9 protein-coding genes are annotated in these 14,914 nt (G+C 60.8%); 3 read left to right on the top strand and 6 right to left on the bottom strand.

The features are described from left to right. The first annotated feature begins 138 nt into the window (after positions 1-138). Positions 139-1,485 carry a dicarboxylate/amino acid:cation symporter gene (locus O9X91_RS10605; protein WP_269833918.1) on the top strand — a complete coding sequence of 449 codons (1,347 nt, stop codon included), beginning with the start codon at positions 139-141 and terminating at the stop codon, positions 1,483-1,485. 116 nt (positions 1,486-1,601) lie between these two features. Here the strand turns inward: O9X91_RS10605 and O9X91_RS10600 are convergent, their stop codons facing one another. Further along, complete coding sequence (locus O9X91_RS10600; RefSeq protein WP_077984329.1) at positions 1,602-2,954, bottom strand: aspartate aminotransferase family protein; 1,353 nt, start codon at positions 2,952-2,954, stop codon at positions 1,602-1,604. A 36-nt stretch (positions 2,955-2,990) separates the two neighbouring features. Next, positions 2,991-3,725 carry an SDR family NAD(P)-dependent oxidoreductase gene (locus O9X91_RS10595; RefSeq protein ID WP_162520330.1) on the bottom strand — a complete coding sequence of 245 codons (735 nt, stop codon included), beginning with the start codon at positions 3,723-3,725 and terminating at the stop codon, positions 2,991-2,993. Between the two features lie 235 nt (positions 3,726-3,960). Between O9X91_RS10595 and O9X91_RS10590 the strand changes: the two genes are divergently transcribed. Together O9X91_RS10590 and O9X91_RS10585 are read left to right on the top strand one after the other, a co-directional pair. Further along, the gene (locus O9X91_RS10590; RefSeq protein WP_077984330.1) at positions 3,961-5,607 is read left to right on the top strand and encodes a GNAT family N-acetyltransferase; all 1,647 of its coding nucleotides are present in this window, start codon (positions 3,961-3,963) and stop codon (positions 5,605-5,607) included. Positions 5,608-5,667: 60 nt separating this feature from the next. Next, positions 5,668-6,822 carry an amidohydrolase gene (locus O9X91_RS10585; protein ID WP_142911903.1) on the top strand — a complete coding sequence of 385 codons (1,155 nt, stop codon included), beginning with the start codon at positions 5,668-5,670 and terminating at the stop codon, positions 6,820-6,822. 37 nt (positions 6,823-6,859) lie between these two features. Here the strand turns inward: O9X91_RS10585 and O9X91_RS10580 are convergent, their stop codons facing one another. From O9X91_RS10580 to bcsA, 4 genes are read right to left on the bottom strand one after another with little or no spacing between them, the layout of a single operon-like run. After that, positions 6,860-9,169: a tetratricopeptide repeat protein gene (locus O9X91_RS10580; RefSeq protein ID WP_162520331.1), complete on the bottom strand. Its 2,310-nt coding sequence runs from the start codon at positions 9,167-9,169 to the stop codon at positions 6,860-6,862. After that, positions 9,160-10,215, bottom strand: a complete 1,056-nt coding sequence (locus O9X91_RS10575; protein ID WP_269833919.1) for a family 8 glycosyl hydrolase — start codon at positions 10,213-10,215, stop codon at positions 9,160-9,162. Before O9X91_RS10575 ends, O9X91_RS10580 begins: the two co-directional genes overlap by 10 nt. Next, positions 10,212-12,692: a cellulose biosynthesis cyclic di-GMP-binding regulatory protein BcsB gene (locus O9X91_RS10570; RefSeq protein ID WP_269834302.1), complete on the bottom strand. Its 2,481-nt coding sequence runs from the start codon at positions 12,690-12,692 to the stop codon at positions 10,212-10,214. The genes O9X91_RS10575 and O9X91_RS10570 overlap by 4 nt, the downstream gene beginning before the upstream one ends. After that, entirely contained in the window at positions 12,689-14,878 is a 2,190-nt protein-coding gene (gene bcsA, locus O9X91_RS10565) for a UDP-forming cellulose synthase catalytic subunit (RefSeq protein WP_142911906.1), read from the bottom strand. Before bcsA ends, O9X91_RS10570 begins: the two co-directional genes overlap by 4 nt. Between the last annotated feature and the right edge of the window lie 36 nt (positions 14,879-14,914).

The following is a 14,914-nucleotide window of genomic DNA, read 5'->3' as shown; positions in this document are numbered from 1 at the left end:
TTGAAATCAGTCAATTACAGCAAATAATCAAGTCTGGCATGCGTATTGCACATGACTCCTCATCGGCGCGACGCCGTCAACGACACGGCGATCCCGGGAGGCCAATAAAGGCAGGGTGCGGCCGAGGAGGAAAAAAACATGATCGATACGACAGCCGTGGCCGCAGGCCACGCCAAGCAGCCATTCTACAAGCACCTGTATTTTCAGGTTCTGGTGGCCATCATCGCCGGTAGCGCACTCGGCCATTTTTACCCGACTTTCGGCGAACAACTGAAGCCGCTCGGCGACGGCTTCATCCGCCTCGTCAAGATGATCATCGCCCCCGTCATCTTCCTCACCGTCGCAACCGGCATCGCCGGCATGAACGACATGAAAAAGGTTGGACGTGTGGCCGGCAAGGCCATGATCTACTTCCTGGTGTTCTCCACGCTCGCGCTTATCGTTGGCCTCATCGTCGCCAATACCGTGCAGCCGGGCGCCGGCATGAACATCGATCCTTCGACGCTGGATGCCAAGGCCGTCGCGACCTACGCCGACAAGGCCCATGAGCAGACCATCACCGGCTTCCTGATGAACATCATCCCAACCACCATCGTCGGCGCATTCGCCAGCGGCGATATCCTGCAGGTGCTGTTCTTCTCGGTGCTCTTCGGCATCGCGCTTGGCATCGTCGGCGAAAAGGGCAAGCCCGTCACCGATTTCATGCACGCCCTCATGTACCCGATCTTCAAGCTGGTCGCGATCCTGATGAAGGCCGCCCCCATCGGCGCTTTCGGCGCGATGGCGTTTACCATCGGCAAATACGGCATCTCGTCGGTTACCAACCTCGCCATGCTGATCGGCACCTTCTACATCACGTCCGCACTGTTTGTGTTCGTAGTCCTCGGCGCTGTCTGCCGCTATAACGGCTTCTCCATCGTCGCGCTTATCCGCTACATCAAGGAAGAACTGCTGCTGGTTCTCGGCACCTCGTCTTCGGAAGCCGCCCTGCCGGGCCTGATGAGCAAGATGGAAAAGGCAGGCTGCAAGCGCTCCGTCGTTGGCCTCGTCATCCCCACCGGTTATTCTTTCAACCTTGACGGCACCAACATCTACATGACGCTGGCCGCCCTCTTTATCGCACAGGCGACTGGTATCCACCTCTCCTTCGGCGAACAGATCCTGCTGCTGCTCGTGGCCATGCTCTCCTCCAAGGGCGCGGCCGGCATCACCGGCGCGGGCTTCATTACGCTTGCGGCAACCCTCTCCGTCGTACCTTCGGTTCCCGTCGCCGGCATGGCGCTGATCCTCGGCATCGACCGCTTCATGTCGGAATGCCGTGCGCTCACCAACTTCGTCGGCAATGCAGTCGCCACAATCGTCGTCGCCCGCTGGGAAGGAGAACTGGATCAGGAGCAGCTCGCCCGCGTGCTGAGCGGCAAGGAAGAGTTCACCGGCATCGCCGATGTGGATCAGCTTCCGGCATCGGTCCAGCCGGCCGAATAACACGACCTTCCAAGGTCCTGCCTGTCCCGGTTTTCCCGGGCAGGCAAATACAGAGAGCCCGGAGCATTTTGCGATACTCCGGGCTTTTGCGTTGCGGGACTCCAAACCGTGCAGTGTCAGCCTTTCGCGGCCGACGCCTTATCGAGACCGCGCCTTACGCCGGCGAACAGATCGTCCAGCTGCTCGGCCGTGATGATCAGCGGCGGGCAGAAGCAGATCGATTCACCGATCGGCCGGGTGATGACGCCTTCGCTTTCGATGGCCGCGGCCAGCGCCAGCGTCGTATCGCCCGGTTTCATGCCCTCCCACGGCTTCACCTCCAGCGCGCCGATAAGGCCGATACCGCGCGAGGAATGAATGAGCGGGTGATCGGCCAGCGCCTTCAGATGACTAAGGAACTTGCCCTCCAGCCGGGCGACATTACCGACCAGATCGCGCTCCTGAATGATCTTCAGGTTTTCCAGTCCCACAGCCGTCGCGACGGGATGGCCGGAGGCGGTGTAACCATGGCCGAAAGAGCCGATACGGTCGGATTCGTCGGCAATCGGCTGGTAGAAATTGTCGTTCATGATGATCGCCGAAAGCGGCATGTAGGACGACGAAATCTGCTTGGAGACGACAAGCACATCCGGCTCGATGCCATAGGTCTCGCAGGCGAACATCTTGCCGGTTCGACCGAAACCGCAGATCACCTCATCCACCACAAGCAGAATATCGTATTTTTTCAGGATCGCCTGCACGCCCGCCCAATAACCTTCCGGCGGCAAAAGAACGCCGCCCGCGCCCATGACCGGCTCGCCCCAGAAAGCGGCAATCGTTTCGGGGCCTTCGCGGAGGATGAGATCCTCAAGCTCTTTCAGGATGCGCGCGGTGAAATCCCCCTCGCTTTCCCCTTCCTTTCCGAAATGCACATAGGAGGGGCAGGCCGTATGCAACATCCGGTCCAGCGGCAGGTCAAAACTTTCATGGTTACGCGGCAGGCCGGTAATCGAGGCCGAGGCGATGGTTACGCCATGATACCCCTTAATGCGGCCGATGATCTTCTTCTTGTCTCGCCTGCCCAGCGCGTTAGAGCGATACCAGACCATCTTGGCGACCAGGTCGTTGGCCTCGGAGCCGGAGGACGTGAAATGCACCTTGGACATCGGCACCGGTGAAAGCTCGATCAGCAGCTCGGCGAGATCGACCGACGGGCCGTGCGTCTTATAGGAAAAGGTGTGGTAATAGGGCAGCTTCTGCATCTGCTTCGTGGCCGCTTCCACCAGCCGCTGCTCACCGAAGCCGAGCGCCACCGACCACAGCCCCGCCATCGCCTCGATATAGCGCTTGCCGCTGCTGTCGGTGACATAGATGCCCTCACCGCTCTCGATCACCAGACCGCCGGTCTTTTCGAATTTGCGCAGATTGACGTTCGGATGCATCTGATAGGCGATATCGCGTGCCTCGACGGAATTCGGCAGAATGGTCATCGATAAAGGCTCCATTTTTGGTTGATTCTCGGCGCGTCAGACGTGCTGGCCGCCATTGATGTGAATTTCCGCGCCGTTGATGTAGCTCGACTGTTCCGAGCACAGGAAATAGATGGTCTGCGCCACCTCGGCCGTGGTGCCGAGCCGTCCAAGCGGCACCTGGGCTTCCACCAGTTCGGCCGTTCCGGGCGAAAGGATGGCGGTGTTGATCTCGCCCGGCGCAATCGCATTGGCGCGCACGCCGCGCGGGCCGAACTCATGCGCCAGTTCGCGCGTCAGCGCCGCAAGCGCCGCCTTCGACGTGGCATAAGCCACGCCGGCAAAAGGATGCACCCGTGAGCCGACAATCGATGTGACGTTGACGATGGAACCCTTTGCCGCTTCCAATTCCGGCAAAAGCGCGCGGGCGAGCAGCGCCGTCGAAACGAGATTGACGTTCAGCACCCGCGTCCAGATTTCCGCCGTCGTATCCATGACACCGAGGCGGCTACCGCCCTCGCCCTTCGGCGAAATTCCGGCATTGTTGACAAGCGCCGCAAGCTTTCCCTCCGGCAGGCGTGAGCGCACCTCGTTCGCCAGATCGTCAATGCGGGACAGGTCCTCCAGATCGGCCTGAATATGGCTCTCCCGCGCAGACGGCCAACGGCATTCCTCGGAGAAAGGTTGTCGCGATACGGTGAGAATTCTCCAACCTTTTTCCTGAAACAGCTTGACGGTGGCGTGCCCTATTCCGCGGCTGGCGCCGGTCAAAAGCATGAAAGGAACAGCCATATGAGAACTCCTGTGCCACGCGGGCCGTTGAGCCGGCCGCGCATTCAGCCCGGCATGTTAGAGCGCCGCCACCGGCTGACAAGGTCTTTTTTGTCGCGGCGCGGCGTTGGTGGATCGGCGACGGGCTAATCCCATTTGATGCACGGCTTTCACCCGAAGGGAATATTTGAAGCCGACCGTTTACCCATAAAATGAAGCCTCCCGAATGTGTGATCAGTATTGGGAGGGGGCAAGAATGCGCATCGATATCATCGACACGGACGCCGGCTTCGAGGCGATCCGCGAAAACTGGGATGCGGTGTTCATGGCCGATCCCCATGCCCGGCATTTCCTCTCTTGGGGGTGGCTCAGGGATTACATGCCGCGCCGCAGGCGCTGGTTCATTCTTGCGCTGCGCGAACGACAGGAAGGCTCGCCCTATGTGGCGTTTTTCCCGCTGCGCATCGTCACCGAACCGGACAAAAAAACCGGACGCTTCCACGACAGCATCGTCATGGCCGGCAATGCGGCGGCGGATTACACCGGTTTCATCACCCTGCCGGATTATGAAAATCGCGCAGTCGCCGGCTTCTGTTCATACATACGGCAACAGAACTGGACCGAGCTGAAGCTCGATTATCTTTGCGGCCCGCCGGAACGCCGCGACGCGATGATCCGCGCACTTCAGGGCCCGCTCGTCATGTTTCGTGACAACATGCCGACCAACCCCTACAACATTAACAATTGCATCTGCCCGGTCGTGACCCTGCCGGAGACGTTCGACGGCTATCTCGACAGCCATATGAGCAGCCAGACCCGGCAGAAGCTCAGGCGTTTCCTGAGAAAAGTGGAGGGCGGCGACGAATATCGCATCACCTTTGCAACGCGGGAAACAATCAGGCGGGATATGGACATCCTGTTCGATTTCTGGCGCATCCGCTGGGCGCCGCATAAGGGCAAGGAACGCACGGAGCTTCTGATCGGCGCGACGCGGCAGATGCTGATGGATGTCTATATCCGTGGCGATCTGGAAGTACCGGTATTGTGGTTCGGCGAACAGCCGCTGGGGGCACTCGCCAATATCATCGACCGCCAGAAGAAATCGGTCCTGTTCTACATTACCGGCCGCGACGAAAACTGGAAGACCCCTTCCCCCGGCCTCGTGCTGCACGGCCATTGCATTCGCAGGGCAATCGAGCAGGGTTTTAAAACCTATGATTTCCTGCGCGGTAACGAGCCTTACAAATATTTCTTCGGCCCGGAGGAACAGAAGCTGAGCTGCACGCTGTTCCGCACCCGCTCGGGCGACAATCTCGGCGGCAAGCTTCACCCGCGCAGCATCCGTTTTGTCTACGAACAGGCCCTCAAGCTCTATAAGGCAGGCCAGAAGGCGGCCGCCAATATTGCCTTCGCGCAGGTACTGACTGCGGCGCCGGACCATCTCGGCGCGCAATTCGGGCTCGCCAATCTATTGTTCGACCGGGGCGAATTCCGGGAGGCCGAAATCGCCTTTCTCAGCCTTCTGGCCGCCGGGCAGGAACCCGTCGTCCTTTGGCTGCGTATCGGCGAGGCGCGGCTGGCGCAGCAGCACTACCACGAGGCGTCCGAGGCCTTCCGCCAGGTGACCAACCGCGCGCCTTTCCACCGGGAAGCGCTTTACAAATGCGCCGTGGCGCTGATTGCCGCTGAAAGAACGATGGAAGGTGCGGAAATCCTCGACAGGCTGCAGCACTATCACTCGGACGATGCAGCCCATCTGGAATATGCGGAAAAGGCCCGTGCAGCCCTTGCCCGGCTGGAACTGGCAAAGGCGAAGGTTCCGCTGCCGGCCGATGTCGTCACGCTCTCCATCAAGCCGAAAGCGGCAGGCAAGCGCTGGCACCCGCCAAAGGTTTTGCATTAAAGGCAACGCCCTGTAAGTTGCGGCAGGAAAAACCGGCCGGTCGACTTGCAAGGATGTTTGATGTTTCTGACCAACAAGGACATGCTCGATCTCATTGAGCTTCGCCATGATCTGCACCGTCATCCGGAAATTTCCGGCGAGGAGAAGCAAACGGCGCGGCGCATCCGCGCTTTCCTCGAGCGGGCGCAGCCCGACCAGCTTTTCACCGCTCTCGGCGGCCATGGCGTAGCTGCGGTCTATGACAGCGGCAAAAGCGGCCCGGCGATTCTGATCCGTTCGGAACTCGATGCTCTGCCCATTCACGAAAAGAGTGACGCCGAATACCGCTCCGGCACCGACGGCAAGGGCCATCTTTGCGGGCATGACGGCCACTCCACCATTCTGACGGCGCTTGCGCTCGGCCTTTCTCGGCAGCGCCCGGAGACCGGCCGCGTCATCCTTCTGTACCAGCCGGCGGAAGAAACCGGCGCGGGCGCCGCCGCCGTCCTCGCCGACCCGCACTTTGGGCAGATAAAGCCGGATTATTCCTTTTCGCTTCACAACCTCCCCGGCCTTCCTTTCGGCCATGTCAGCGTCGTGGAAGGTCCGGTCAACTGCGCGTCACGCGGGGTCAAATTCCGCCTTTCCGGCAAGACCGCGCATGCGTCTTCGCCCGAACATGGCATTTCCCCGATGCAGGCAATATCCTGGCTGATGCCGGCCTTGGCCGAACTGGGCTCCGGTTTCCCGCCCGAACCCGATTTTTCCATGGTGACGATCACCCATGCCGCGATGGGCGAAGCCGCCTTCGGCATTTCCCCAGCCGATGCTGAAATCTGGGCGACACTCCGGACACTGACCGACGACCGGATGGAAAAACTCTGCGAGGCTGCGGAAACGCTGGCTAAAAAGGCGGCGGACGAACAGAAGCTGACGCTCGATATTACCTACGACGATATTTTCCTGCATTGCGAAAACGCGCCTGACGCGGTCGGGCACATCCGGCGCGCGCTGGACGAGGAGAAAATCTCCCACGGTTCGGAGGCGCTGCCCATGCGGGCTTCCGAGGATTTCGGCCGCTTTCGCGCCGTTTCGTCATCGGCGATGTTCTTTCTCGGCGCAGGCCGGGATTATCCCAACCTGCACAATCCGGATTACGACTTTCCGGATGCGCTGATCGGCACCGGCGCGCGCATTTTCATGCGCATCATCCGCAACCTGTCCGACGCAAAATAGCAGCGGCCGAAGACATCCAGCCACGATCAGCCGAACGTCAGCCGCCCTGGGGGCCGTTGCTCGGCCGGGCGGCGCGCACCGCAGCCAGCCCGCGGATACCATCCTTGTTTCCGATAGCCGTCAGGCTTTCGAAAATCTGGGCGGCCTCACCATAACGGCGCATGGCGAGGTAGGAATAACCGCGCAGCACCATCAGGTCAGTGCGCTCATCCGCCAGCCGCGCGCGCTGATCGAGCAGGAGAAGAGTTTCAACATATCGCTTCGACCCGAATGCGGAAACCGCTCGATCGGCAAGGATCGCGACTTGCAGTTCCGTCGCACGCGGGCGATCCATGTGCGACTTCGTTGCCGAGACGGCTGCACGGTCAGTCAAGCCCATGCGCAGATAGGCAAGGCTCTGGCCATAGGCCGCGTCGCTTTTGACATTGGACTGACCGCTTTCTATCGCGGATTCGAAAGCTTTGAGAGCCTCCGCCGGCCGGTTCGTCTCCATCAGGCACCAACCGAGATCAAGCGCCTGCTGTGGCGGCAAACGTTGCGGATCGGGATAGGCAACGCAGGAGCGTGGGCGCGATGCGGCGCTTGTTTCCCTTTGCGCCTGCACTGCGCGACGCGCCTGCTTGCGCGAAGGTTCAGGTTGCTGGACGACGGGTGGATTATACACCACCGCCGTTTCCCCCTGCGGGGCATTGGCCTGCAGGGGCGGCGGCGTCACCTGTGCCGCAACCGCCTGCCCGGACTGATCCACCATGCGCGCGGTTCCCACATCGGCGATACGTTGCGAACGGCCTCCCCATTGCTGCTGGATGCCGCGCAGGCCGGCAAGATTGCGAAGATCGTGATAGCTGACGGCCATGCCGTAGGCTGATGGCTCATCATCGGGTTTCCAGCCAAGGGCCGTACTGAACCATTGCAAAGCGAGCGGCGTCTGCCTGAAGGAAAGCGAGTACCAGCCGAATTGCTGCGCCGTCGCCGCATCCTTGCGCGCCACCGTTTCGGCGGCGATACGTTGCAGCACATCGGGAGGTAGAACGACCGGCGGCTCCAGCGCCAGAAGATTGGCGGTTGCGGCGAGATAGGTCGCAAGCGCTTCGTCGGATGCGTTGCGCCATTTATACATGACGTCCTCGGCCTCACGCGGCTCGTTACGGTCGATCAGCGCCAGCGCCAGACCCTGCGACGCCGACGCGCTGTCTTCTTCTTCCCGCGCCTTGCGGAACCATTTTTCCGCCTCCGCCATGTTCTTCTGCCGGATATTGTACCAGCCGAGCAGCAGGGCGTCGCTTGCAAGCTTGTCGGTCTCGGCAAGTCGCTGAAGCCGCATCACATAGGTCGAGGGAACGTTGACGCCCTCCTTCTCCCCTGCCTTTGCCACGAACTGACGGGCGAGATCATTCTTGACCGGTTCGAATTCCAGTTGACCGTCCACACCCGGTTTTTCCCTGGCAAGCAGCTCGTCCATCATTTCCGCCGGCAAAAGCGCGGATGCCTTCTGCACGGTGGCGAGCCTGTCGCTGGCGACGGTGCAATTGTTGAGAATGTAGAGATAGGCATCGCGCGCCCGTCCCATCCGGTCGGTATTGGCGAAAGCATCGGCAACCCGCCACAGCACATCGACCTCGCCGCAGGTCAGCAGGCCGGGGTTGTTGGCAGCTGTATCCACCACTGTTGCATATTGCTTGAGATCGGAAGCATTAACGAGGCGCTGGCGCGCTTCGGCAAGGGAAAGCATGCCCATCAGATTGTCGGGCGCCTGCCAGTCGGGCTCCGCCTGCTGGCGGTCGGCAATCGCTTTCCGCACCTCGGCATAACGGCCGTCGGTATAAAGCTGCCACATCGCGTCGAGCTGAGGATCGCCGTTTTCGGGAATGGCGAGAGGATCGGCAGGCGGCGTCCAGTTGGGATAGAGCGCGCGCAGGCGCGCGATTTCGGCTTGAAGACGCTGCGTATCGCCCCTCGCCGCGAAATAGCGCAATGCGCTCAAATCGACCTCGGGCATATCGGCCGAGGCAGGCTGGGTGGCACGAGGGGCCGGTGCCTGCGTCGTCTTCGTTTGCGGTGCCTGCCCGGCAGACGGCGTGACCGGCAAGGGGTCGGTCGCCGGCACCGTCACCGGCGGTGTCTCGGGCTGCGTTACCTGCGCCATTTCACGGTTCTTGACGAAAGCATTTATCTGCGCCGGATTGGCCGCCGTCGACAAAACACGCTGCGTCGTCCGGTTGTCGCCGACCGCCGAGGTATGCACGTCCGACACCCGCCCGAGGATGCTGTCGCGCCAGTGGAAGGCGGCGAGCGCTATAAGAAGCAGAATGAGAGCCGAGGTCGACAGTGGCTTGTTCATCGGCATTCCCCGTTATTCCTTGCCAGAAACGACAATGCCAGAAGATGCAATGTGGAAGGATAATAAAGTGTTGGCTGGAAATTCTTAAGTTCGGCGGAAACGGCCGGCCCGCCGCCGATACAGGCTGCGAGCGCCGGGATGATGCGATAGCCGGGATCGGACAGGACATCCTTGACCGCGCCGCTCCTCAGATCGAAGGTTCCGGCAGCGCCGCTTTCCAGCGTCATGCCGCTTTTCAGCCGGGCAAGCAGCACCGGCGATCCCATATTCGCCCTTGCCAGATAAAGCGGTATGCGCACCGCATTATAGCCGAATTCCGGCGGGAAGCCCGATGCTGGCTGCGGCTTCGTCTTCACCGATACCCAGTCGGCCGGCAGTTTTCGATCGCTGAAAGCGAATGTCTCGATCTGCGCCGCACCGTCATCGGCAATTGCTTTCCAAAGGGGCGATGGCACAACAAGATTGAGTACCGGAAAGGCCTCGAAAATCAGATAGGAAGGATTGACCACTGGCCCGTCCTCCCGGTCATCCTCGTTAAAACCGCTGGCCGCCGGCAGAAGCAGCGTTCGCCCGCCACGTCGCACCACCGTCTTCTTGAGAATGGCGGATGCGATGGCTGCCGATGCTTGGGCATAATCCTGCCGGTTCCATTGCCCTGCCGCCAGCGCCAACGCATAAGCGATCAGAATATCGCCATCCGTGGCGTTGTTGATATCGGTTATATGCGGCTTGATGCGCGGATCCCATTTCCAGGCGGAAAGCCCGTCGTCACGCACCAAAAGCTCGGTGCGCGTGAAACTCCATATCAGCTCGAAGTCGGACAGGTTGTCGGCAAGCACGGCAAGCCACATGCCGTAGCCCTGGCCTTCGCTATGGCTGATATTGCCGTTGCCCGTATCGATGACGCGGCCGCCGGGATCGAGAAACGCGCCTTTATAGGCGGACCACGCCTCCGGCGAAACCGAAGCGGCGCGGCTGACGGAAATACCTGCAATCATCGTCATCATGGACAGGAAGAAAATACCGGCCAGTTTCGAAATTCCGCTCTTCATCGATGCCGTCCCATCATGCGCAGCATCGCGAAAGTGGCGAGGCCAAGGAGAGACACGAAACCGATGAACGCCAGCGAATAGGAAAGAACGTTGGAAGACAACCAGTTGGCGGCGATCAGCCTCCAGTTGGAAAGGGAAAACGCCCGTGTGACGTAAAAATAAGGCCGCTCCACCTCCACTGTCTCCAGCTTTTCGGCAGCGGCATCGTAAGCGGCAACACGTCCCCTCACGCCGCTCCAGCGGTTTTCCCGTGTCATCGCCGCCATCCCGTCACGAAGTTCGGCTGAAGTCGGTGCAGTGGCAAGCGTCCACACCCCCTCGCCGGAGGGGCTCAGCCCCTGGGCCAGCATGAAGGAGACATTGCTTGGCGGCGCATAGAGCTGCTCGGCTGCCGGCAGGAAGCGCAGCGTATCCGAACTCAGGTCGAAATTCCGCTTCATCCACTCCTCGAGGGAGGACACCTGCCCCTCCCAGACACCGCCATCCACCCGCTCGCGCCAGTCGTTGAAAAGGGTATCGCTGCTTTGGGCGGGCGGCTGGACGCCGGTTCCCATTTTCCAGGAGGTCTGGCTGGAGGAAACGAGATTGAACTGGCCGATCAATGCCTGCGGGAACTGCGAAATCGTGCCGACGAACAGCGCGTCGCGATCGCCGATCACCAGTGGCGAGGCGACAGTCTCAATGTCGATGGGATGCCCCGCCACGCTTGCCAGACGGCTGATCAGCGTCGCTGCCGCAGACATGGTATCGGTGTCGAAACGGTCGAGTGACAGGGCAACAGGTGCTCCGCCGGTCCGATAGGGTTGTCCGGCCCCCGCCATCGCGGCGAGATCCGGCTTGCGGCCGATCTGCGCATAGTCCGGAATATGAAGTTCCGACGTGTCGAACAATGCAAAACGCGGCGTCGCGCTGGCGGGCGCGCCGGGGGCGCACGCCTGATCCTGTGCCGTCATCAACACCGCCTCGATGGTCATCTTGTTCGGCCCGGGCTTGAAATGACGCATCGTCACATTGATCGGCAGATGCCGGAAAATGCCGCCGCCATTGTTGGAAATCGGCACGGTCGAGGCTATCTGGTCATTGACGTAGATATCGACATGGCTGCCCGGCAGTACCTGCGACGAATAGGCGGCGTCGAGGAGAAGCGACGCCTCACCATAGGCAGATGCGTAAAAATCGGCCGGCATGCCGACATAAAATTCGTTGCGGAAACGCCGCCCGCCAAATTCGGTGCTTTCGAGACCAAGTTCGGAAAGCGCGATACGACGATCAGACATGATAAGCGGCACATCCGGCGCATGCCAGCTGCGGGTCGAAAAAGTCGTTCTCTGCGCACCGGGGGTGCGCGATATCGACGAAAACAACGTTTCAATTGCCGCCTGCACCGCCTGAGAGGTGGGACCGCTCACAAAAAGCGGGGAAAGAGCGCCCGGCGCGGCAGCGCCGAAGCCGGCGAAAGCGCCTGCCGAAGCCTCGGGTGGCAGCGTTCCTGCGATCCCGGCGATCTCACGGGCGGTGCCGACGAAGACCGTCAGCGTGCCCGCCTTGCGTTCAGGGGAAGGAGCAGCCACGAAGCGGATCGTCTGGTTCGGCATCTGGGTTCGGAGCGCCAGCGCCTGTGAAAGGCGCAGGAGAGAATCGGCAAATGCCGGATTTCCGAGTGCCGGTGCGACAATCTCGATCGACGTCATCGCCTTGCCATCCGGCCCGGTCGCCTGAATATCGTCGATATTGGTAAAGCTTCCGGCGACATCCGCATTAAAGCCGATATAGGTATTGCCAGGGTCAATATCGGTCCACAGATCATAGGTGGACTGGATCGTGCAATCGGTTCTATGGCGTTGATGTACGCCCAGTCTCACGACATTAGAGCCGACCTGCAAGACACCGGGCGGAATCGTCAAGGAGACATTGCCTTCGCTGTCGGGCGCTTCGATACGCGCCGGATCCAGCGCGACATTGTTCAGGCTGACCTGAAAATTCGAGCTTTCCGGCGCGACGACAATGGCGTTCTGATACCCGATATTGAGCGAAACGGCGGCGTTCACCTGTTCCGGCGTCAGGTAGATACTCCATTGCCGCCGATCCATCTCACCGGAAAGGCTGAGCTTTTCATAGGGCAGGATGTAACGTCGGCGGCTGTCGGCGTTGAGCGACGGTGCTGGAGCAGGTCCTGCGCCCTCCTGACGCGGAGGAGCCGCAACAGGCGGCGGCGACGGAACGGCGGGGCTCTGCTGCGACTGCGGCGCGGGCTGAACGGCAAATGGCGGCGGGGTGGATGGCTGAGACGACGACCGGGCCGGCATCTGGGCAGGCGGCAGCTGATACGGTGCGGCAGGCGGCTCGGGTGTCGGAGCAGTCTGGGTGGGCCGTTCCGGCGACATGTCGAAAGGGGAGGACTGCGCCATAGCGCCGGTGGCGACGGCTCCCCATACCAATATTGCCAGAGAATCCCGGATGGGTTTACGGCCGTTCATTTTACCGCTCCGACAGATTTGACGTCTCTGGGCGCAGGCCGAAGCGTCCGGACCAGATAATAAAGGCCACGTTGCGTCTGGAAGAGTGCGATCGCCAGGAAGATGGCGGTGCCGCGTATAAGGCCGGGGTTCTTGCGGCGCACCCGCTGGAATTCGCTCCACTGTTCCGAATTGGCGAAGATCAGGTCCGCAATCAGGCGGTGATCGACGGCGCGTTGCGGCGAAAACGTACAGCCGATCGAGATGAACCCCTCGCCCTTCACCGTTCGCACCACGTTGACAGGCATGGTTTCCGGCACGCCCTCACTATGCGGCCTGACTTTCACGATGGCTGTGGCGCCTTTTTCGATGGTTGTCGCGCTGTCGAAGAGATTGATCAGCAGGCCATGAACAGACACGTTATCGATGGAAGCCGGCACCCAGGCGTCGCTGCCCTCGAGCTTGACTTCGCAACGCCGTTTGACCGTTATGCGCCGCGACGCCGACTTGTCGCCGCGCTCGGAGACGACACCGAGCGCACAGCCCGCGAAGATGAGATTGAGCAGGTTCCAACCGCCGACCACGAGCGTGACATCCGCCTTGTAAGGCTCGCTGTAGATGCGCCAAACTGCAAAGGCCATTGCCACCACCAGCAGCGCGAAAATGACGAAAAACGGCCGGCTGATTTCCGAAAGCCGCGCCTCGGCGATGGATTCGTCCTTCGCCGTCACCTTGAAGGTGGGCTTGCCGGGATTGAAGATCACCGAAACGACGGCGGGCAGGAGGTGAACCGTCTGTACATATTCGTAAAGTTCCGAAATCCACGGCCAGCGGAAGCTGCCATAGAGATAGTTCTGCATCATCAGGTTCACGAGCATATAGGCCGCCGTATAGGCCAAAAACTCGCCGCCGGAAGCCACGAAAATCTGCAGGTCGAAGAACAGGTAGAACAGCGGTGCGAAAAGGAAGATGGTGCGCGGGAACGGAAACAGCCAGAACAGCGTCGACGACATGTAGCACAGGCGTTGCGTAAAGGAGAGACCGCGCCGGAAAAGGGGCTGGCGGAAGATCAGGATTTGCATCATGCCCTGCGCCCAGCGGCTGCGCTGGCCGATAAAGCTTGCGAAGGTGGCCGGCTGCAGCCCGGCGATCAGCGGCTTGTCGACATAAATGCTGTTCCAGCCGCGCGAATGCAGCGCCAGGGCCGTTTCGCAATCTTCCGTGATGCTGACGCCGCTGAACCCTTCGGTATCCTGCAACGCCTCACGCCGTAGCACCGCGGCCGAGCCGCAGAAGAATGCACCGTTCCACTTGTCGAGGCCGCGCTGGATGATGCCGTAAAACATCTCGTTTTCGCTGGGCATCGTCTCGAAGGTGCGCAAATTGCGCTCGATGGGATCGGGATTGACGAAGAAATGCGGCGTCTGGACGAGAAAGAGCCGCGGGTCCTCTTCGAAATAGCCAACCGTTTCCAGTAGGAAGTCGCGGGCGGGCGCGTGGTCGGCGTCGAACACGGTCACGAGCTCGCCGGTCGAATGGGCAAGCCCGTTATTGAGATTTCCGGCCTTGGCGTGGACGTTGCGCTCGCGCGTCAGATAACGCACATCGAGATCCTCGCAGAGCTTCTTCAACTCCTCGTGGCGGCGCTGCGCCGCCTGCGCCTCGACGATATTGCTGGCGTTGCGCTTTTGCACCGAGCCACCATCGTCCAGCAGCCAGACGGTAAACCGGTCGGCCGGATAATCCATGTTCTTGGCCGCTGCGAGCGTATTGGCGAGAAGCTCCGCGTCCTCGTTATAGCTCGGCACGAAGACATCCACCGTCGGCCGGTAATCGGGTGAACCGGGCCTCGCCTTGCGCGACGGCAACGGCATCGATACGATGACGAGGCTGAGCGCCAGCATAATGACGCTATACATTTCCGCCAGATAGAGCAGAAAGCCGGGAATGAAGTTCTCAAGCTGATTGACGGGCGGCAGCGTGCTGGTGGTGCGCCAGTAGACATAGCGCAGCACGATGGCCGTGCCGAAACCGAGCGCGACCAGACGCCAAGCCCCCTGCCCGTTGAAACTTTTGATCGTCGCCAGCAGAATGAGGGAAATCGCCGTGGCGACCAGATGCGTCTGCAGGCTGACCGGCATCGTGACGATGGCCAGAACGCAAACCGAAACAAGTAACCAGACAATGATTGTTATGGCCTTGCTCATCTAGAAACTTTCCGTTGTCTTCCCAACCCGGAATTT

It is taken from the genome of Agrobacterium salinitolerans (assembly GCF_027498475.1).
In the GTDB taxonomy this organism is placed as follows: domain Bacteria; phylum Pseudomonadota; class Alphaproteobacteria; order Rhizobiales; family Rhizobiaceae; genus Agrobacterium; species Agrobacterium salinitolerans.
Note: the sequence above shows the minus strand (reverse complement) of the source record. Positions and strands in the feature narration are given on the sequence as shown.